General features: G+C 69.6%; 18 protein-coding genes and 1 pseudogene. 14 read left to right on the top strand and 5 right to left on the bottom strand.

Annotation, left to right across the window (positions count from 1 at the left end; all coding sequences use genetic code 11):
• Positions 1 to 285, top strand: a 285-nt coding sequence (locus VJ655_RS10330; RefSeq protein ID WP_324110972.1) for a nucleoside hydrolase, incomplete at its 5' end; no start/stop codon positions are given.
• A 214-nt stretch (positions 286 to 499) separates the two neighbouring features.
• Here the strand turns inward: VJ655_RS10330 and VJ655_RS10325 are convergent.
• Both VJ655_RS10325 and VJ655_RS10320 read right to left on the bottom strand, forming a co-directional pair.
• Positions 500 to 781, bottom strand: a complete 282-nt coding sequence (locus VJ655_RS10325) for a hypothetical protein (RefSeq protein ID WP_324110971.1) — start codon at positions 779 to 781, stop codon at positions 500 to 502.
• 100 nt (positions 782 to 881) lie between these two features.
• Positions 882 to 2,303, bottom strand: a complete 1,422-nt coding sequence (locus VJ655_RS10320; RefSeq protein ID WP_324110970.1) for a M20/M25/M40 family metallo-hydrolase — start codon at positions 2,301 to 2,303, stop codon at positions 882 to 884.
• 121 nt (positions 2,304 to 2,424) lie between these two features.
• Here VJ655_RS10320 and ruvC point away from each other — a divergent pair, with 121 nt between their 5' ends.
• Genes ruvC through ruvB form a run of 3 tightly spaced genes read left to right on the top strand, consistent with a single transcriptional unit; the run spans position 2,425 to position 4,594 of the window.
• The gene (gene ruvC / locus VJ655_RS10315; RefSeq protein WP_324110969.1) at positions 2,425 to 2,946 is read left to right on the top strand and encodes a crossover junction endodeoxyribonuclease RuvC; all 522 of its coding nucleotides are present in this window, start codon (positions 2,425 to 2,427) and stop codon (positions 2,944 to 2,946) included.
• Positions 2,943 to 3,560, top strand: a complete 618-nt coding sequence (gene ruvA / locus VJ655_RS10310; RefSeq protein WP_324110968.1) for a Holliday junction branch migration protein RuvA — start codon at positions 2,943 to 2,945, stop codon at positions 3,558 to 3,560. The genes ruvC and ruvA overlap by 4 nt, the downstream gene beginning before the upstream one ends.
• Positions 3,557 to 4,594 carry a Holliday junction branch migration DNA helicase RuvB gene (ruvB, locus tag VJ655_RS10305; protein WP_324110967.1) on the top strand — a complete coding sequence of 346 codons (1,038 nt, stop codon included), beginning with the start codon at positions 3,557 to 3,559 and terminating at the stop codon, positions 4,592 to 4,594. The genes ruvA and ruvB overlap by 4 nt, the downstream gene beginning before the upstream one ends.
• Here the strand turns inward: ruvB and VJ655_RS10300 are convergent.
• Positions 4,591 to 4,863 (bottom strand): type II toxin-antitoxin system RelE/ParE family toxin, encoded by a 273-nt coding sequence (locus VJ655_RS10300; RefSeq protein WP_324110966.1) that lies wholly within the window; start codon positions 4,861 to 4,863, stop codon positions 4,591 to 4,593. The genes ruvB and VJ655_RS10300 overlap by 4 nt on opposite strands.
• Entirely contained in the window at positions 4,863 to 5,039 is a 177-nt protein-coding gene (locus VJ655_RS10295) for a CopG family transcriptional regulator (RefSeq protein ID WP_324110965.1), read from the bottom strand. Before VJ655_RS10295 ends, VJ655_RS10300 begins: the two co-directional genes overlap by 1 nt.
• A 102-nt stretch (positions 5,040 to 5,141) precedes the next feature.
• On the opposite strand from VJ655_RS10295, the gene ybgC reads away from it, so the two are divergent.
• From ybgC to folP, 10 genes and pseudogenes are all read left to right on the top strand, one after another.
• On the top strand, positions 5,142 to 5,612 hold the full coding sequence (gene ybgC, locus VJ655_RS10290; protein ID WP_324110964.1) for a tol-pal system-associated acyl-CoA thioesterase: 471 nt from the start codon (positions 5,142 to 5,144) through the stop codon (positions 5,610 to 5,612).
• A gap of 129 nt (positions 5,613 to 5,741) precedes the next feature.
• Positions 5,742 to 6,440 (top strand): protein TolQ, encoded by a 699-nt coding sequence (tolQ, locus tag VJ655_RS10285; RefSeq protein ID WP_324110963.1) that lies wholly within the window; start codon positions 5,742 to 5,744, stop codon positions 6,438 to 6,440.
• A 4-nt stretch (positions 6,441 to 6,444) separates the two neighbouring features.
• The gene (locus VJ655_RS10280) at positions 6,445 to 6,975 is read left to right on the top strand and encodes a biopolymer transporter ExbD (protein ID WP_324110962.1); all 531 of its coding nucleotides are present in this window, start codon (positions 6,445 to 6,447) and stop codon (positions 6,973 to 6,975) included.
• A 7-nt stretch (positions 6,976 to 6,982) separates the two neighbouring features.
• Positions 6,983 to 7,795, top strand: a complete 813-nt coding sequence (locus VJ655_RS10275) for an energy transducer TonB (protein ID WP_324110961.1) — start codon at positions 6,983 to 6,985, stop codon at positions 7,793 to 7,795.
• Between the two features lie 29 nt (positions 7,796 to 7,824).
• Positions 7,825 to 9,123, top strand: coding sequence for a Tol-Pal system beta propeller repeat protein TolB (gene tolB / locus VJ655_RS10270; RefSeq protein ID WP_324110960.1), 1,299 nt, complete (start codon positions 7,825 to 7,827; stop codon positions 9,121 to 9,123).
• A gap of 202 nt (positions 9,124 to 9,325) precedes the next feature.
• Positions 9,326 to 9,892 carry a peptidoglycan-associated lipoprotein Pal gene (gene pal / locus VJ655_RS10265; RefSeq protein WP_324110959.1) on the top strand — a complete coding sequence of 189 codons (567 nt, stop codon included), beginning with the start codon at positions 9,326 to 9,328 and terminating at the stop codon, positions 9,890 to 9,892.
• Positions 9,893 to 10,051: 159 nt separating this feature from the next.
• Complete coding sequence (gene ybgF, locus VJ655_RS10260) at positions 10,052 to 10,912, top strand: tol-pal system protein YbgF (RefSeq protein ID WP_324110958.1); 861 nt, start codon at positions 10,052 to 10,054, stop codon at positions 10,910 to 10,912.
• A gap of 207 nt (positions 10,913 to 11,119) precedes the next feature.
• A pseudogene (gene tilS / locus VJ655_RS10255) lies at positions 11,120 to 12,358 on the top strand (tRNA lysidine(34) synthetase TilS); the annotation flags it as partial.
• Between the two features lie 34 nt (positions 12,359 to 12,392).
• Positions 12,393 to 14,273, top strand: a complete 1,881-nt coding sequence (gene ftsH / locus VJ655_RS10250; protein ID WP_324110957.1) for an ATP-dependent zinc metalloprotease FtsH — start codon at positions 12,393 to 12,395, stop codon at positions 14,271 to 14,273.
• 91 nt (positions 14,274 to 14,364) lie between these two features.
• Positions 14,365 to 15,177 carry a dihydropteroate synthase gene (folP, locus tag VJ655_RS10245; protein WP_324110956.1) on the top strand — a complete coding sequence of 271 codons (813 nt, stop codon included), beginning with the start codon at positions 14,365 to 14,367 and terminating at the stop codon, positions 15,175 to 15,177.
• Here the strand turns inward: folP and VJ655_RS10240 are convergent.
• Positions 15,174 to 17,108, bottom strand: a complete 1,935-nt coding sequence (locus VJ655_RS10240; RefSeq protein ID WP_324110955.1) for a glycoside hydrolase family 127 protein — start codon at positions 17,106 to 17,108, stop codon at positions 15,174 to 15,176. The two genes, folP and VJ655_RS10240, sit on opposite strands and share 4 nt — an antisense overlap.
• Positions 17,109 to 17,163: the final 55 nt, after the last annotated feature.

Below are 17,163 nucleotides of genomic sequence, written 5' to 3'. Positions count from 1 at the left end.
CTGATCAAGGCGGCGGGCGCCTACATCGCCTTTCACCAGAACGTCTGGGGCGGCGAAGGCTGCCGGCCGCACGACGCGGTGGCCGCCGCCAGCCTGATCGCGCCGGAGCTCTTCACCTTCGAGCCTGCCCGCCTGCGGGTGATCGTCGACGGCGAACGCCTGGGCCGCATCGAACGCGTCGACGGCCCGCCTAACGCCGAGGTCTGCACGGGGCTGGACGTCGGCGCGGTGAGGCGGCTGATCGTCGGCGGCCTGTTCGGTCAGGGTGCGGTGGAGGCGGCTTAAGACCTCGACATTCAAGGCGGAGAACAACTCCCGCCTTCCTGGGCCTTGTGCCCAGGACCATCGTTCCGCAGCTGCTGAGTTTGATCGGCGTCCTGGGTCATTCAGCCCCAGCTCACTTCAAAACCACAGCCTGCCGCCAGCATGGGTCCTGGGCACAAGGCCCAGGAAGGCGAGCTATTGATTGCGAGCGCTGTGTTGAACGCCGATCCGCGGCCTAGTGCGGCTGGCCCCATTGCGCGGCGCGCTCGCGGACCAGGTCGCGCATGAACTGGTCGAGATCGGCCAGGCGGCGGTCCATCTCCGACACTGGCACGCCGTTCCAGACCGCGTGGTCGTAGGTCGTGCGCGCCGTTCGCAAATCCTCGCCGGCCCGGTATCGCTCGACGATGTGGAGAGTCTCCAGGAGCTTGGTGGGGCGGTCGAGCTTCTCGTGCTTCATCGACCAGTAGCTGACCATGTACTCGGTCAGGATCCCATCGTCCGACGTACTGACCATCGGCGTCTCCCTCGTGGTTGACGGGGAGATAGGAAGGCCGGGGAGAGTTTCCAGAGGCGGGCCGCGCCCTCTTCCGCAAGGGGAGAGGGAGGCCTGGCGTTCACTTCCCGCCCGCATAGTCCTTGATCAGGGCGTAGAGGAAATCCCGCCCGTCATAGAGCGACTTGACCCGCACGCGCTCGTTCAGGCCGTGGATGCCGTCGCCGTCCGAGCTGCCGAAGATGCCCGAGACGCCGTAGGTCGGAATGCCGCCGGCGTTGGTGTGGACGCCGTCGGTGGCGCCGGTCAGCAGGATCGGCACGACCGGCACGCCGGGCCACAGCTTGGCGGCTTCCTTCTCGATCGGGCCCATGATCGCCGGCGTCAGGGGCGGGGGCGGCGAGACGGGCTTGGACTCGTGGGCCAGGGTGACCGCCACGGGCTCTCCCGCCAGTTCGGCCAGCTTGGCGCGGACCTCCTCGACCGGCGTGCCCGGCAGGATGCGGCAGTTGACGTTGGCGGTGGCGCGCTGGGGCAGGGCGTTGGGCGCATGGCCGGCGCTGACCATGGTGGCCACGCAGGTGGTGCGTAGCATCGAGTTCCACATCGGATCGGCGGTCACCGTCTTCAGCGCCGCCGGGTCGTTGATGTCGGCCACCAGGGCCTTCATCGCCGCCGCCTGCTCGGGGTTCACCCGCGCCTGCATCCGCGTGAAGTAGCCGCGGGTGGCGTCGTTGAAACGCGGCGGGAAGCCGTAGGCGCCGATGCGGGAAAGGCTCGCCGACAGCTGGTAGATGGCGTTGGCCGGCACGGGGCGGCTGGAGTGTCCGCCGGGATTGGTCACCGTCAGGGTGAAGTCCTGATAGACCTTCTCGCCGCCCTGCACCTCCAGCACCACCGGCTTGTCGTGCTCGTCCAGCAGGCCGTCGGCGCCCTCGTTCAGGGCGAACTCGGCGTCGACCAGCGGGCGGTGGTTCTTCACCAGGTCCTCGATGCCGTTATAGGCCTCGCTCTCCTCGCCGCAGGTCAGGGCCAGCTTGATATCGCGCGCGGGCTTGAAGCCCGACGACTTGAGGCGGATTAGGCTGTCGACCCAGATCGCCGCCTGGGCCTTGTCGTCCGACGTGCCGCGCCCGAAGAAGTAGCCGTTCTCCTCGACCAGCTTGAACGGATCGCGGGTCCAGTCGGCGCGGTTGGCCTCGACCACGTCGATGTGGGCGAGCAGAAGCATCGGCTTGGCTTTGGCGTCCGTTCCGTGAAGCACGGCGACCAGGCTGCCTTCCTTGGGATGGCCGTCGGCGACCACGACCTTGACGTCGCCCTCGGGGAAGCCCGCCGCTTTCAGCCGCGCGCCCATCGCCTCGGCGGCGGCGGTGCAGCTGCCGACCGACAGGGTGGTGTTGATCTCGACCAACTCCTTGTAGAGGTCGCGGAAGGCCAGCTGGTCGGGGCGGACGGTCTTGGGCGGCTCTGCCGTCTGCGCCGCCGCTCCGGTCGCGAGGGCCATCACGGCGCCCGCCATCATCCATCCCGTCCGCTTCATGAATTTTCTCCCCCAAGGAACTGGACCGTAGGAGAGCCCGGAGCGAGGGCGTGCGCAAGGGCGCGCGTTTACGACTCATTAGGGAAGACGGGGCTTTTCCTCGGGGGCGGAACCGAGGAAAGTGCGAGAACACATGATGAACGCGAATCGCACGCCCATCCGCATTCTTGGCCTCGATCCGGGCCTGCGCCGCACCGGCTGGGGCGTGCTGACGGTCGAGGGCTCACGCATGAGCCATGTCGCCCACGGGGTGATCGCGCCCGACGAGAAGGCCGACTTCGCCGAGCGGCTGCTGCATCTGTTCGACGGCATCTGCGCGGTGATCGAGCAGCACCGGCCCGACGAGGCGGCGGTCGAGGAGGTTTTCCTCAACACCAACGCCCAGTCGACGCTGAAGCTGGGCCACGCCCGCGCCGCCGCCCTGATCGCCCCGGCCCGCGCCGGCCTGGTGGTCGCCGAATACTCGACCCGCCTGGTCAAGAAGGCGGTGGTCGGCACCGGCGCGGCCGACAAGGCCCAGATCGGCTTCATGATCGCCCGCCTGCTGCCGACCGCCGGCAAGACCACGGCCGACTGCGCCGACGCCCTGGCCGTCGCCATCACCCACGCCAACCTGCGCGTCGCCAATCGGAGGGTGGCATGATTGGAAGGCTGAGGGGCGCCGTCGCCGAGGTCGGCGAGGAAGAGGCGCTGATCGACGTCATGGGCGTCGGCTATGTCGTCCGTTGCGGCCACCGCACCCTCCAGCGCCTGCCGGCCCTGGGCGAGGAGACCCTGCTGCACATCGAGAGCCAGTGGAGCGAGAGCGCGGGCCTGCGGCTCTACGGCTTCGCCACGCGCGAGGACCGCAAGGCCTTCGTGCTGCTGCAGGCGATCCAGGGTGTCGGCCCCAAGGCGGCCATGGCGGTGCTGGACGTGCTGTCGCCGGCCGAGCTGGCCAGCGCGGTGGCGCGCGAGGACAAGGCCGCGGTCGGCCGCGCCAACGGCGTGGGCCCCAAGCTGGCTTTGCGCATCGTCACCGAGCTGAAGGACAAGCCGATCATCGACGGACCGGTGCTGATGAGCGCCCCGGCCTCGTCCGCGTCGCCTTCGCCCGCCAAGCCCGCGCCCACCGGCGACGCTGTCGCCGCCTTGATGGGCCTGGGCGTGGCCGAGGTGAACGCGCGCCGCGTCGTCGAGGCCGCCGCCGACCGTCTCGGCGAGGAGGCGACGGTGCAGGCCTTGATCAAGGCCGGGCTACAGGAGCTTGGACGATGACCCGCGTCATCTCCGGCGAGCCCCAGCACGGCGACCAGGTCCCTGCGACCGACCGCGCCCTGCGGCCGCAGACCCTGGCCGAGTTCGTCGGCCAGGAGCAGGCCAAGGGCAATCTCCGCGTCTTCATCGAGGCCGCCAAGGGCCGGGGCGAGGCGCTGGACCACGTGCTGCTGTTCGGCCCGCCGGGCCTGGGCAAGACCACCCTGGCCCAGATCGTCGCCCGCGAGCTGGGCGTGAACTTCCGCGCCACCTCGGGCCCGGTGCTGAACAAGCCCGGCGATCTGGCCGCCATCCTGACCAATCTCGAGCCGAACGACGTCCTGTTCATCGACGAGATCCATCGCCTGTCCTCGAACGTCGAGGAGATCCTCTATCCGGCCATGGAGGACCATGTGCTGGACCTGGTGATCGGCGAGGGGCCCTCGGCCCGCTCGATCCGCATCGATCTCGCGCCCTTCACCCTGGTGGCGGCGACCACGCGGGCGGGGATGCTGGCCACGCCCCTGCGCGACCGGTTCGGCATCCCGATCCGGCTGGAGTTCTACACCGCGGCCGAGCTGCGCCACGTGCTGCAGCACGCCGCCCGCAAGATGGGCGCGCCGCTGACCGACGACGGGGCCGACGAGATCGCCAAGCGCGCCCGGGGCACGCCGCGCGTCGCCGGCCGCCTGCTGCGCCGGGTCCGCGACTTCGCCACCGCCGACGGCGCGAGCGTGATCGACCGCAAGGCCGCGGGCCTGGCCCTGGCGCGGCTGGAGGTCGACGAGGTGGGGCTGGACAGCCTCGATCGCCGCTATCTGCGCGCGCTGATCGAGCACTACGGCGGCGGCCCGGCCGGGGTCGAGACCATCGCCTACGCCATCGCCGAGGCTCGCGACGCCGTCGAGGACGTCATCGAGCCCTATCTGATGCAGCAGGGCTTCATCCAGCGCACCCCGCGCGGCCGCATGGCCTGCGGCAAGGCCTATCTGCACCTTGGCCTCACCCCGCCCGCCGCCCCGCCGGGGCAGGGCGGGTTGTTTGATGAGGGCTAGTCCTCGTCGCGCGCGCCGTGGCGAATACGCAGGACAATCACGGCGTCGTCCCTGATCCGATAGCGGATCAGATAGGGATGGATGACGGCAAGCTCGCGGAGACCTCGCGCCGCTCGGCGGCCACGGTCTGGATGCTCCCCTAGACTGTCAGCCGCCGTCTGTAGCCGCCGCGCCAGCCGCTCGGCCGCAGGCGCATTGAACGCCGAAACATAGCCGAAGATGCTTCGGAGATTGGCGACCGCCTCGGCCGTCCAGATAATCCGCCGCACTAATCGCCGACTTCGGGCGGCGGTAGTGGGTTCCCCTCGGCCAACGAGGTCAGCCAGCGGCTGACCGCCTCGTGACTGATCACCCGGCCGGCCGCGACATCGGCCTCGGCGCGCGCGTCGGCGGCGGCTTCGGCCGCGTCGTCGATATCGTCGAAGATGGCGGGCTCGATCTTCATACCGAAAGGCTAGCACAAAAGAAGAACGTGTCGAGTCCGCGAGGAAGGGCTCGAACCGATTTGAGGGCTGACGTCCTTGGCCGCCCGCGCTAATCAACCTCCATGACCACCCCGTCCGAACCGACCGCTCCTGAGCCCACGGCAGGCGTGTTTTGCGGCCGCGAGCATCAGCTGCCCGTGCGGATCTATTACGAGGACACCGACTTCACCGGCATCGTCTATCACGCCAATTACCTGCGTTATCTGGAGCGGGGGCGGAGCGACTTTTTCCGGGCGGTCGGGATCTCGCACAGCGAACTGGCCCAGCAGGACACCGGCTTCGCCATCATCCGCATGGAGCTGGACTTCAAGCGCGCTGCGCGGATCGACGACGCCCTGGTGGTGCGCACGCTCTATGAGCGGGTCGAGGGCGTGCGGCTATACGTCCATCAGAAGATCACCCGCGGTGACGAAGTGCTGCTGGACGCGCACGCCGTCGCCGTCTGCATCAGTCTTTCGGGACGTCCGCGCCGGCCGACGCCGGAGATGCTGGCCAAGCTGGCGCCCTGGCTGCGACCCGAAGGCGAGACCTGACCGCGCAGCCCTTCGGCGTCCCATTTTTTCGGATCATCCGACCCTCGTCATAGTTTCACCCAAGCGCCGCTTCATGCCATACGGCGCACACCTGTCCTGATCAGACGCCCCAACGGAGCCCTAACCCGCATGGACGCCTCGGCCGCCGCCCCCAATTTCTCGTTCTTCGCCCTGTTCATGCAGGCCGACTGGGTCGTCAAAGGCGTGATGATCGGCCTGATCCTGGCCTCGCTGGGGTCCTGGGCCGTGATCCTGGACAAGCTGTTCCGCTTCACCAACCTGAACCGGGCGGCCGACCGCTTCGAAGAGCAGGTCGGCGGCGGGCGCTCGCTGGAGGACGTGGCGGGCGAGGCCGGCGCCAATCCGCGTCACGCCCTGCCGCGCATGCTGCAGGCGGCGCTGAAGGAATGGCGCGAGGCCAAGACGCGCGGCGCCATGACCGAGAACCAGGCCGCCTTCCTGGTCGCCCGCATCGACCGCATCATGGACACCATGATCGCCCGCGAGAGCGCCAAGGTCGAGGAAGGCCTCGGCAGCCTGGCCATCGTCGCCACGGCCAGCCCGTTCATCGGCCTGTTCGGCACGGTCTGGGGCATCATGCACGCCTTCCAGAACATCGCGATTTCGAAGAACACCTCGCTCGCCGTCGTGGCGCCCTCGATCGCCGAGGCCCTGTTCGCCACCGCCGTCGGCCTGATCGCCGCCATCCCGGCCTATATCGCCTACAACAAGTTCTCGACCGACGCGGGCAAGTACGCCGGCCGCCTGGAAGGCTTCGCCGACGACCTGTCGACCGCGATCCAGCGTCGCCTGGCCGAGCGGGGCTGATCCCATGGCGATGTCCTCCAACGACGCCTTCGCCACCGGCGGCGGTCGAGGCCGCCGCCGTCGCGGCCGCCGCTCGCGCGGGGCCCTGTCCGAGATCAACGTCACGCCCCTGGTCGACGTGATGCTGGTGCTGCTGATCATCTTCATGATCAGCGCCCCGCTGCTGACCGCCGGCGTGCCGCTGGAGCTGCCCAAGACCGAGGCCGCCGCCCTGCAGAACCAGGACCAGCCGATCACCGTGTCGATCCGCAAGGACGGCGGCATCTTCGTCGGCGAGACCCAGATCCCGTTCGAGAACCTGTCGGCCCGCATCAGCGCCATCGCCGGCGACGGCTACGACAAGCCGATCTTCGTGCGCGCCGACGGCGGGGCGACCTATGAGGTCGTCGCCCAGGTCATGGCTGGGCTGTCGAACGCCGGCTTCAACAAGATCAACCTGATCACCGAGACCGGCGGTCCGTCCTCGGGCTCCCCGGCTCCGGGGGCGGCGCCGCGCGACGCCCAGCCGGCGGGCGACCTGCGGCCGGCGCAGTAGGGGCGGCATGAGCGTTCGCCGCGAACACCAGGTCTCTCCGGCGCTACTGGGCTCGATCGCGCTGCACGGCGCCGTGGCGGCGCTGATCGCGTTCGGCCTGCCGTGGAAGGCGTCCAAGCCGATCACCATCGGCGAGTCGGTGCCGGTGACCATCGTCACCAACGGCCCGACCAATGTCCGCCCGGCGCAGGAAGCGCCCGAGGAGCAGACGGCCCAGACGCCTGAGCCGACGCCCGAGGCCACGCCTCAGCCGCCAGCGCCGACGCCGGCCCCCACGCCAACGCCGGCCCCCGCGCCGCCGCCCACGCCGACGCCGGTTCCCAAGCCCGCGCCGACCCCGACGCCGGCCAAGCCGACCCCGACCAAGAAGAGCGACAACGACTTCTTCGCCTCGCTGGAGGCCTCGATCGCCAAGTCCAAGAAGGCGACCGGCAAGCCCACCGCGAACGCCCCCAAGGGCCCGGCTCGCGCCGAGACCTCGGTCTCGGCCCGCCCGGCCATGGGCGCGGCCACGGGCCTTTCCGCCGCCGCGCTCGGTAGGCTGCAGGGCGAGGTGCAGGACCGCTGGAATCCCAATTGCGAGGTCGAGGGCGGCGCCAATGTCAATGTCCGGGTGGTGTTCGTGATCGGCCCGGGCGGTCGCGTGGTCGGCCAGCCGGAGTCGCCGGGGACCTCCTCGCCCGACCCGGTGGTCAAGGCCGCCTCGGACCGCGCCATCCGCGCGCTGTTCGCCGCCTCGCCGTTCGCCTATCTGCCGTCTGACCTGTACGGTCAGAAAATCGCCCTCAACTTCAACGCAAAACAGGCCTGTTCGCGTTGATGCTTGGAAAGAGGAAGAAGGAAGCCCCGATGCGCTTGAAGGCACTCGTGCTCATGGCCGCCGCCCTGCTGAGCGGCGCGGCCTTCGCCGTACCGGCCGCCGCGCAGATCGAGGTCGACATCAACGCCGGCGCGGTCAAGCCGATGCCGATCGCCGTCCCGGCCTTCTCGGGCGCGACGCGCGGGGCCGAGATCGCCCAGGTCATCACCGGCAATCTCGAGCGCTCGGGCCTGTTCCAGCCGCTGAACGTGGCCGGCGTCCCCGACAAGCTGCAGGACGTCAACGTCCAGCCGTGCTTCCCCGACTGGCAAGCCACGGGGGCCCAAGCCCTGATCAACGGCCAGGTCACGGTCGGCCCCGACGGCGGCCTGCGCGTCGACTTCCGCCTGTGGGACGTCTTCAGCCAGCAGCAGTTGCTGGGCCTGCAGTTCTCCTCGACGCCGGACAACTGGCGGCGCGTGGCCCACAAGATCAGCGACGCCGTCTATGAGCGCCTGACCGGCGAGAAGGGCTATTTCGACACCCGCGTGGCCTTCGTCGCCGAGAGCGGCCCCAAGCTGGCCCGCGTCAAGCGCCTGGCGATCATGGACCAGGACGGCGCCAACCCGCAGTACCTGACCGACGGCTCGTATATCGTGATGACGCCGCGCTTCAGCTCCACCAGCCAGGAGCTGACCTACATGGCCTTGCGGCCGACGGGGTCGTCGATCTACCTGCTGAACCTGGAGACCAGCCGCCAGGAAACGGTCGGCAAGTTCCCCGGCATGGTGTTCGCCCCGCGCTTTTCGCCCGACGGCAGCAAGGTGGCGTTCTCGGTCGAGAAGGCCGGCAACAGCGACATCTATGTGATGGACCTGCGCAGCCGCTCGAGCACGCGGATCACCACCGATCCGGCCATCGACACCTCGCCGTCGTTCTCGCCGGACGGGACCAAGATCGCCTTCAACTCCGACCGCGGCGGCCAGGCCCAGCTCTATGTGATGAACACCGACGGCTCGGGCGTGCGCCGCATCTCGTACGGCGGCGGCCGCTACACGACCCCGGTCTGGAGCCCGCGCGGCGACTTCATCGCCTTCACCAAGCAGACGGGCGGGGAGTTCCACATCGGGGTCATGCGCCCCGACGGCGGCGACGAGCGCCTGCTGACCACCAGCTATCTCGACGAGGGTCCGACCTGGGCCCCGAACGGCCGGGTGCTGATGTTCTTCCGCGAAGGCGCCAGCGGCAATCCCAAGCTGTGGACCGTCGACATCACCGGACGGATCCTGCGCCCGGCGGCCTATAACGGCTCGGGTTCGGACCCGGCCTGGTCGCCGCTGCTGGACTGACGGGTCGAGGCCACGCAACCTAAGCCTTGCGGAAGCGTTCTGTCGCCGAGGCGACGGATGCGCTCGCGCGGCCGGGTTTCGCACTTGAAGTGTTTTGGCGCCGTCTGACAGGCATCTGACATCATTGTGAGGTATGGTCAGACATTTAGTGGGTCCATTCCCGGCGTCACGCAGGTATGGATCAGGTCCAGAGTTCGTAGACTTGAGGAGAAACTGGATGAGCTTCGACTCCCGGCGCGCCGCTAGACTGGCGCTCGTTGGCTTGGCCGCCGCTTCGTTGGCGGCCTGCGCTTCGCGTCCGAAGCCCCAGCCTGTCGCACCGACTCCCGAGCCGCCGCCGGCCGCTCCCAGCACGCCCTATACCCCGCCGCCGCCCCCGCCGGTGTCGAGCGGCGTCTTGCCGGGTTCGGTTCAGGACTTCGTCGTCAATGTCGGCGATCGCGTCTATTTCGACACCGACGAGTACGTGGTCCGCGCCGACGCCCAGCCGGTCCTGGCCGGCCAGGCTCAGTGGCTGAACCGCTATCCGGCCGTGAAGATCCGCATCGAAGGCAACGCCGACGAACGCGGCACCCGCGAATACAACCTGGCGCTCGGCGCTCGCCGCGCCAACGCCGTGCGCGACTTCCTGATCGCCCAGGGCGTTTCGGCCGCGCGCATCGAGACGATCTCGTTCGGCAAGGAAAAGCCGATCGATCCGGGCACGACCGAGGAGGCCTGGGCCAAGAACCGTAACGGCCACACGGCCATCACGGACGGCGCCCGCTAAGACCATCGGACCCTTCCCCCTCGATGGGGGAAGGGCAGGGATGGGGGTGATGCGGCCGTTCGGCTGAACCGCCCTGTCACCCCCACCCAACCCTCCTCCATCAAGGGGGAGGGCTTTTTGCGCCCCACTTTTGTCAGCAACCTGGGCATAATCGCCATCATGAAGCTGAAATCCGCCCTGCTCGCCGTCCTGTTCATGTCCAGCGCCGCCGTGGCCGTCGCCCAGACCCCACTGCCGGAGGCCGATCCGCTGGACGACCGCTCGGCCAAGCGCGTGGAGCGGATGGAGAAGGTGGTGCGCGAGCTGCGTTCGATCGTCTTCCAGGGGCGCGACACGGGTAAGCCCGTGGTGGTGCAGCCCGCCGAGACCGACGCCCAGATCGCCGCCCTGAACGATCGGGTCACCGACCTCGAGCAGACCCTGACCAAGCTGAACGGCCAGAACGAGACCGTCACCTTCGAGCTTACCAAGGCCAATCGGGCCGCCGCCGACCAGAAGGCGCGCGCCGACGCGCTGGAGCAGCGCCTGGCGGCGATCGAAAAGACCCTGGCCGACCTGCAGACGGCCGCCGCCAGCGGTCAGCTGGCCGGGGCGCCGCCCGCCGGAACCGTTCCGCCGCCGCCCGCCCCGCCGGCCGACCCGGCCGTGGCCTTCAAGCAGGCTCGCCAACTGCTGCTGGACGGCGACTACGCCAACGCCGAGCAGGCCTTCTCGACCTACGTCAACAACTACCCCGACAACGCCAAGACGCCCGAGGCTCGCTATTGGCTGGGCGAGACCCTGTTCGTGCGCGAGGCCTATACCGACGCCGCCGCCGCCTATATCGGCGCGATCCGCGGTTGGCCGCAGACCAGCTGGGGCCCGGACGCGACCCTGAAGCTGGCCCGCTCGATGGTGGCCCTGAAGAAGACCACCGAGGCCTGCCGCACGCTGGACGAGCTGTCCAAGCGCTATCCCAAGGCGCCGGCCCAGGTGACCTCGCGCGCGGCTTCGACGCGCGTCGCGGCCAAGTGTTCGTAAAATAGATCCCTCTCTCGTGGAGAGAGGGAGGGGCCCATCGCTTGCGATGGGAGGGTGAGTGGGTACGGTCTCGCCGACCAAGGCGCGGACCGACGCCGATCGTGAAGGGCTAGGGATTGTCCGGTGGACGGTGAAACCACTCACCCTCCCACCGCCTCTGGCGGCGGGCCCCTCCCTCTCTCGAAGAGAGAGGGAGGTCTTGGCGTCCTCGACCGACGCCTCGATCCTGCTTCCGCCGCCCCGCTGGCCGTCGGCTTCTCCGGCGGCGGGGATTCCCTGTTCATGCTGAAGGCTGTGCTGGACTGGGCGCGATCGCATGACCGGCGCGTCGTGGCGCTGGTCGTCGATCACCAACTGCAGCCTGACAGCGCCCGCTGGACCGCCGAGGCGGTCGAGAAGGCGAGGACCTTGGGCGCGGAGGCTCGCGCCTTGGCCTGGACCGGTCCCAAGCCCGCCGCCGGCCTCCCCGCCGCGGCCCGTCGCGCCCGCCACGCTCTGCTGGCCGCCGCCGCCCGCGAGGCCGGGGCCTCGGTCCTGCTGCTCGGACACACCGCCAGCGACCTCGCCGAGAGCGCGGCCATGCGCGCCGAAGGCTCGACGGTCCCCGATCCTCGCGAGTGGGCGCCCTCGCCGGTCTGGCCGGAGGGGCGCGACATCTTCCTGCTGCGGCCGCTATTATCTCTGACGCGCGCGGAGATCAGGACGGCGCTGGCCGCCGAGGGCGAGACCTGGCTGGAGGACCCGGCCAACGCCGACCTGCGCTACGCCCGCGCCCGCGCCCGCGCCGGGGGAGCCGAAGAGGCAGCCTCGGAGCCGGAAGCCGAGAGGCCGCCGCCCGCGTTCGCGATCGATGCGGCCGGCGCCATCCGCCTGCCGCGCGATGTCGCGGCCGCCCATCTGGCCGCCGCTCTGCTGTGCGCCGCCGGGACCGAGCGACCTCCGCGCGGCGAGCGCCTGGAGCGTCTGATCCAGCGCCTCCGACGTGGCGAGACCTTCACCGCCACCCTGGCCGGCGCGCGGATCGAGGCGGACGACACGGTGCTGATCTGCCGCGACGCGGGCGAGACGGCGCGGGGCGGCCTGGCGTCGCTGGCGCTGTCGCCCGGCGAGGCCGACGTGTGGGACGGGCGCTGGGAGATCACCGCCGGCGAGGCTCCGCTGACCGTCACCGCCTTGAAGGGCCAGGGCTCGCGGCTGTCGCCCGGCCAGCGCGCCCGCCTGGCCAAGCTGCCCGCCGCGGTCCGGCCCAGCTTGCCGCTGATCCTGCGGCATGGCGCGGCGCCGCAGTCGCTCCCGCTTGACGGCCCGGATTTTGCAGCCGAAGGGGGAGGGCGCGCGCGTCTGCTCGTTCCGGGTCGTTTCGAGGCCGCTGTCGGCCTTTTCGACCAAGAATCCGTGACCGGATGTCACGTCCGTGGCGCAACCGCTCCCGAGCCCTTATCTTGAGGGGCGAAGACCTATCGTTGGGAAGACGAAGCGTATGAATTTTCGGAACGCAGCCATCTGGCTGGTGATCGTGGCGGCCCTCCTGGGCGTGTTCTTCGTCAGCCAGAACGCGCGCACGAAGAGCGGCGGCGAGATCAGCTATTCGCAGCTGCTCAAGCAGGTGGACGCCGGCCAGATCAAGTCGGCCGAGATTTCCGGTCAGGTCGTGCAGGCCAAGGACGCCAGCGGCAAGCTGCTGACGGTCAACGCGCCGATCGACTCCGACGAGCTGGTCAACCGCATGGTGGCCAAGAACGCCGACGTGAAGTTCAAGAGCGGCTCGATCAGCTTCCTGGCCATCCTGGTCCAGCTGCTGCCGATCCTGCTGGTCGTGGGCGTGTGGCTGTTCTTCATGCGCCAGATGCAGGGCGGGGCGAAGGGCGCCATGGGCTTCGGCAAGTCCAAGGCCCGGCTGCTGACCGAGAACAAGAACCGCATCACCTTCGAGGACGTCGCCGGCGTCGACGAGGCCAAGGAAGAGCTGCAGGAGGTCGTCGACTTCCTGAAGGATCCGGCCAAGTTCCAGCGCCTGGGCGGCAAGATCCCCAAAGGCGCCCTGCTGGTCGGCCCTCCGGGTACGGGTAAGACCCTGATCGCCCGCGCCGTCGCGGGTGAAGCCGGCGTGCCGTTCTTCACGATCTCGGGTTCGGACTTCGTCGAGATGTTCGTCGGCGTCGGCGCCAGCCGCGTCCGCGACATGTTCGAGCAGGCCAAGAAGAACGCCCCCTGCATCATCTTCATCGACGAAATCGACGCCGTCGGCCGCCATCGCGGCGCGGGCCTGGGCGGCGGCAACGACGAGCGCGAGCAGACCCTCAACCAGCTGCTGGTCGAGATGGACGGCTTCGAGGCCAACGAAGGCATCATCCTGATCGCCGCCACCAACCGTCCCGACGTGCTGGACCCGGCCCTGCTGCGTCCGGGCCGCTTCGACCGCCAGGTCGTGGTGCCCAACCCCGACGTCGCCGGCCGCGAGAAGATCATCCGCGTCCACATGAAGAACGTGCCCCTGGCCGCCGACGTCGACGTCCGCACCCTGGCGCGCGGCACCCCGGGCTTCTCGGGCGCGGACCTGGCCAACCTGGTCAACGAAGCCGCCCTGATGGCCGCCCGCAAGAACCGTCGCATGGTCACCATGAGCGATTTCGAACAGGCCAAGGACAAGGTCATGATGGGCGCCGAGCGCCGCTCGATGGCCATGAACGAGGAAGAAAAGAAGCTGACGGCCTATCACGAGGGCGGCCACGCCATCGTGGCGCTGAACGTCCCGCTGGCCGACCCGGTCCACAAGGCCACCATCGTGCCGCGCGGCCGGGCCCTCGGCATGGTCATGCAACTGCCGGAAGGCGACCGCTACTCGATGAAGTACCAGCAGATGACCAGCCGTCTGGCCATCATGATGGGCGGCCGGGTGGCCGAGGAGATCATCTTCGGCAAGGAGAACATCACCTCGGGCGCCAGCAGCGACATCAAGGCCGCCACGGACCTGGCCCGCAACATGGTCACCCGCTGGGGTTATTCGGACCTGCTGGGCACGGTGTCGTACGGCGACAACCAGGACGAGGTGTTCCTGGGCCACTCGGTGGCGCGCACCCAGAACGTCTCGGAAGAGACCGCCCGCCTGATCGACAGCGAGGTCAAGCGCCTCGTGCAGTACGGCCTGGACGAGGCTCGCCGCATCCTGACCGAGAAGATCGAGGACCTGCATACCCTGGGCAAGGCCCTGCTGGAGTACGAGACCCTCTCGGGCGAGGAGATCGCCGGCGTGCTGAAGGGCGTGGCCCCCAAGCGCGACGAGGAGGAGACCAAGGAGATCGTGGTCGCTCCGTCCCTGGTGCCCCTGTCCCCCGGCGCGGGCGCCAGCGTCACCGCCTGACGCGAACGCCAAGACTTCAAGGATCAAGCCGGCTCGAAAGGGCCGGCTTTTTTCTTGGCCGCGCGGGCCTCGCGAGCGCTAGAACTCGATCATGAGCCAGGCCCAGCGCCCCCGTGTGATGGGGATCGTCAATGTCACGCCAGACAGCTTCTCCGACGGGGGGCGGTTCTTCGACCCCGCCGAGGGGATCGAGCACGCGCGCCGCCTGATCGCCCAGGGCGCCGACATCCTGGACGTCGGCGGCGAGAGCACCCGGCCGGGCGCGACGCCGGTCTCGGCCTTCGACGAGATCCTGCGGGTCGTCCCGGTGATCGAGGCGATCGCCTCGGCCAGCGCCGTCCCGATCTCGATCGACACCATGAAGCCCGAGGTCGCCCGCGCGGCGGTCAAGGCGGGCGCCACGATCTGGAACGACGTAAGCGCCCTGCGCTACTCGCCCGACGCCCCCGAGGTCGCGGCCGAACTGGGCTGCGAGGTGGTGCTGATGCACATGCTGGGCGAGCCCGGGACGATGCAGCAGGCGCCGGCCTATGACGACGTGGTCGCCGAGGTCGAGGCCTTCCTGCTGGCCCGGGCCTTCACGGCCATGGCCGCCGGGGTGGCCAAGGACAGGATCTGGCTGGATCCGGGCGTCGGCTTCGGCAAGACGACCGCCCACAACCTTGCCCTGCTGGCCGCCCTGCCGCGGTTCGTGGCCCTGGGCTATCCGATCCTGCTGGGCGCCAGCCGCAAGCGCTTCATCGTCGGCGTCGACCCTTCGGCCCGCGAGGCCCGCGACCGCCTGGGCGGCTCCCTGGCCGCGCACCTGGCCGGCGCCGACGCGGGCGTGGCGGCGGTGCGGGTCCACGACGTGCGCGAGACGGTCCAGGCGCTGGACGTGCGGGCGGCGATCACGGGAGCCTAGCTCCTCTCCAGCCGCCAGTAGGTCGCGTACCGCTCGTGGGCGATGCGGTGATAGGGAACCAGCCGCACCTCGCCGCCGCCCTTCGTCGCGACCCTGAACTCCAGCGGCGTGCCGCTGGGCCGGATCCGGGCTGCGACCGAGGCCGCGTCGCCGGCGAGCGTCGGCGGCGCGAACGGCCCGTCGTTGTATTTGCCGTAAAGCCGCTCGTTGACCACGATATCGGCGCCAGGCGCCAGGCCCTCCGTCCCCAAGGCGCCGGCCAGCACCAGCGGGCCGTGGGTGAAGGCGGCGATGTCGCGCGCCCCGGGGCCGGTCTCGAAGCCCGTCCGCATCTCCAGCCGAAGCTCGACCCGGTCGCCGTCCTTCCAGGTCCTGGCGATCTCCAGGAAGCGGCCGGGGCTGGTCGACCGAAGCGCCGCCCTGCCGTTGACCAGCACGGTCGCCGAGGGGCTCCAGCCCGGGTGGCGCAGTTTCAGCGTCAAGGCGGTGGGGCGCGCCAGGCTCCAGCTCAGCGTGGTGGTGGCGGATTCTGGGAACGAAGTCGTCTGGGTGAGCGTCGCGCCATGGGCTTTCCAGCTGACCTTCGACGGGATGAACAGGTTCACATACAGCGCCCGGTCGTCGTGGAAATAGATCGAGTCCCGGTACTTGGCGTGGTTCTCCATGCCGGTCCCGGTGCAGCACCAGAACGAGTCCGTCGGCGTGCAATAGAGCTTCATGTAGCCCGGCCGCGCGCCCTGGAAGTAGGTCACCATCCCGCTGTCGGGGTCCTGCGAGGCCAGGATGCCGTTGTAGAGGCCGCGCTCGTAATAGTCGGCGTATTCGGCGCGCGGGTCCTCGGCGAACAGGGCCCGGGTCAGTTTCAGCATGTTGTGCTGGCAGCAGGTCTCCGAGCCCTTGGCCGAGAAGACGTGCTTGTCGAACTCGGCCGTCGGGAAGAAGTGCTCGCCGTCGCCGGTCCCGCCGGTCGCGAACGAACGCGTGCGCGTCACGGTCTTCCAGAAGAAGGTCGCCGCGTCGTTATAGGGCGCCTGGCCGGTGACCTCGTAGACGCGGCGGAAGCCGACGACCTTGGGGATCTGGGTGTTGGCGTGCATGCCGTCGAGGGTGTCGCGGGCGCGCGACAGCGGCGACAGCAGGGCCTTCTGCGAGAACCGCTCGGCCATGGTCCTGTACCGGACCTCGCCGGTCAGGACGTAGAGATCGGCGAACACCTCGTTCATGCCGCCGTGCTCGGTCTCCAGCATCGTCTCGAACTGGGCGTCCGATAGCGGCGCGGTCGCCGCCGTCGTCCAGTCGGCCAGGGCCAGCAGCACCTGGCGGCAGGTCTGGCTGTCGGTCAGTTCCCAGCCGTCCCGCAGACCCGCGAAGACCTTGTGCAGGGTGTACCAGGGCACGCCGGTGATCTTCTCGCCGCGGATGTGGGCCTCGACCAAGGCTGGGCCTTTGGGGAAGGCGCAGACGAGGCCCGAGCCCGACGCGGCCTGGCAGGCGGCCAGCTCGCCGGCGATATAGTCGACCCGCTGCTTGAAGCGGACATCGGCCGTGGAGCGGTGCATCAGCGCGCAGGCCGACAGGTAGTGGCCCAGGGTGTGGCCGTGACAGTTGATGTCGGCCCAGATCGCCTCGGACTCCCAACCGCCATAGGGCGGGGCCTTGGGCGCGAGGCCAGAATTGGTCCGGAAGGCGCTGAGCAGCCGGTCGGGCTCCAGCGACAACAGATAGGCCTCGGTGCGGCGCTGGGCGTGAAGGAACGGGCCGTCCAGCAGCTCGACGTCGCGCATGTCGAACGGGGCGAGGCGGGGGGCGGGCGCTGTCTCGGCCGCCCGCACGGGTGATCCCAACACGCCCGCCAGGGCGGCGGCGCCCGCGCCGGCGATCAGGTCGCGTCGCCGCCAACCCGAACCGACTTCACTCACGCGATTGGCCAAGGCGCCGTCTCCCCAATGCTCTTCGATCTGTCCCTCCAGCCGGAGCGGCGACCGA

Source organism: Caulobacter sp. (assembly GCF_035254145.1).
GTDB lineage: Bacteria > Pseudomonadota > Alphaproteobacteria > Caulobacterales > Caulobacteraceae > Caulobacter.
Note: the sequence above shows the minus strand (reverse complement) of the source record. Positions and strands in the feature narration are given on the sequence as shown.

Bases quoted from the DNA above. Each gene is read 5' to 3' on its own strand.
- ftsH (WP_324110957.1), top strand. From the start codon at position 12,393: ATGAATTTTCGGAACGCAGCCATCTGGCTGGTGATCGTGGCGGCCCTC.
- VJ655_RS10295 (WP_324110965.1), bottom strand. From the start codon at position 5,039: ATGAAGATCGAGCCCGCCATCTTCGACGATATCGACGACGCGGCCGAA.
- ruvB (WP_324110967.1), top strand. From the start codon at position 3,557: ATGACCCGCGTCATCTCCGGCGAGCCCCAGCACGGCGACCAGGTCCCT.
- VJ655_RS10280 (WP_324110962.1), top strand. From the start codon at position 6,445: ATGGCGATGTCCTCCAACGACGCCTTCGCCACCGGCGGCGGTCGAGGC.
- ybgC (WP_324110964.1), top strand. From the start codon at position 5,142: ATGACCACCCCGTCCGAACCGACCGCTCCTGAGCCCACGGCAGGCGTG.
- ybgF (WP_324110958.1), top strand. From the start codon at position 10,052: ATGAAGCTGAAATCCGCCCTGCTCGCCGTCCTGTTCATGTCCAGCGCC.
- ruvA (WP_324110968.1), top strand. From the start codon at position 2,943: ATGATTGGAAGGCTGAGGGGCGCCGTCGCCGAGGTCGGCGAGGAAGAG.
- tolQ (WP_324110963.1), top strand. From the start codon at position 5,742: ATGGACGCCTCGGCCGCCGCCCCCAATTTCTCGTTCTTCGCCCTGTTC.
- folP (WP_324110956.1), top strand. From the start codon at position 14,365: ATGAGCCAGGCCCAGCGCCCCCGTGTGATGGGGATCGTCAATGTCACG.
- VJ655_RS10325 (WP_324110971.1), bottom strand. From the start codon at position 781: ATGGTCAGTACGTCGGACGATGGGATCCTGACCGAGTACATGGTCAGC.
- VJ655_RS10275 (WP_324110961.1), top strand. From the start codon at position 6,983: ATGAGCGTTCGCCGCGAACACCAGGTCTCTCCGGCGCTACTGGGCTCG.
- tolB (WP_324110960.1), top strand. From the start codon at position 7,825: ATGCGCTTGAAGGCACTCGTGCTCATGGCCGCCGCCCTGCTGAGCGGC.
- VJ655_RS10320 (WP_324110970.1), bottom strand. From the start codon at position 2,303: ATGAAGCGGACGGGATGGATGATGGCGGGCGCCGTGATGGCCCTCGCG.